General features: G+C 36.9%; 2 protein-coding genes and 1 pseudogene. 1 reads left to right on the top strand and 2 read right to left on the bottom strand.

Features of this window, described 5'->3' with window-relative positions; all coding sequences use genetic code 11:
* Positions 1–458: pseudogene (locus ACFIKH_RS09190) on the bottom strand (phage antirepressor Ant); the annotation flags it as partial.
* Positions 451–654, bottom strand: coding sequence for an Arc family DNA-binding protein (locus ACFIKH_RS09185; protein ID WP_375627530.1), 204 nt, complete (start codon positions 652–654; stop codon positions 451–453). The pseudogene ACFIKH_RS09190 and the gene ACFIKH_RS09185, both read right to left, overlap by 8 nt.
* Before the next feature lie 75 nt (positions 655–729).
* On the opposite strand from ACFIKH_RS09185, the gene ACFIKH_RS09180 reads away from it, so the two are divergent.
* Positions 730–954: an Arc family DNA-binding protein gene (locus ACFIKH_RS09180; protein ID WP_375627529.1), complete on the top strand. Its 225-nt coding sequence runs from the start codon at positions 730–732 to the stop codon at positions 952–954.
* Positions 955–978 lie beyond the last annotated feature (24 nt).

Here is a 978-nt window from a genome sequence, read left to right as displayed (position 1 = left end):
TTTGGTTCTAATTTAGCAATGATATTGTCTTTCCGCTCATTTTCATCTTTTAAATGCGTTAAGACACCAAGCATTACTGCTGGACTGGAGTAGTCGATCGATTGAACATAGGATTGCTTTATCTCGCCCCTACGCCATGCAACAAATAACTTAATAAGCATATAACGGACTTGAGAAGATTTTTCTGTATTCGATAATGTCGCAATCAATAACGCCTGCTCTTCGTTAAGCCAATATTCTGTTACGTTATTGCCCTTTATTACGTGTGCCACAGTGGCGCACCTCCCAAACCGTTCTATTTCTTGCATATTTCTTGTAATTAATTTTCTAACGTCACGTGTACGAACAAACCCTAATTTTTCTGCTAAGTCCACATCGCGAACACGAGGCTCGTTTTCGACTTCTCGTAATTTTATTAATTTGTCTTTATTGATAGGTAAGTATGTGCTATTATTCATTGTAATTGACCTCTTTCGGGTTAGTTAGATGTAAAGCGTTAGAGAGAGTTTTTGCGGACTTATGCTCTAGCGCTTTTTCTTTTTTGAGAATGTTAATTATTTCAGATGAAAGAGAGCGATCATTCTCAGTCGCCCGATTAAACAACCACTCCTTTAATGTATGTGGCATATTTATTTTATATTGGATCGTTTTCATTTTACCTCCATATGCACATATTTAGTACCATAAAGGTACCTTGTGTCAAGTGTATTTTAGGTATATTTTAGGTGCATGACAAAAAAAGATCGTGTGCAATTTAAATTTCTCATTCCAATTGAACTGAAAAATCAATTGGAAGAGCTTGCTGAAGCAAATCATCGTAGCCTTACGGGTGAAATTCTTGCTCGTTTAGAAAACTCTGTCCGCACTACCGTTACATTAAATCACCTACTGGCAATGAATTCAGAAGATCTCAAAAAGCTCCTTGAACAACCACTCGTGAATAAAAAACAATAAGATGCCACACATAGCCCCCTCAGA

It is taken from the genome of Bartonella sp. SD1336NMGDW (genome assembly GCF_042193565.1).
GTDB lineage: Bacteria > Pseudomonadota > Alphaproteobacteria > Rhizobiales > Rhizobiaceae > Bartonella > Bartonella grahamii.
Note: the sequence above shows the minus strand (reverse complement) of the source record. Positions and strands in the feature narration are given on the sequence as shown.

What these genes read in the sequence shown, in the direction of transcription:
- ACFIKH_RS09185 (WP_375627530.1), bottom strand. Translation starts at nt 654, where the DNA reads ATGAAAACGATCCAATATAAAATAAATATGCCACATACATTAAAGGAG.
- ACFIKH_RS09180 (WP_375627529.1), top strand. Translation starts at nt 730, where the DNA reads ATGACAAAAAAAGATCGTGTGCAATTTAAATTTCTCATTCCAATTGAA.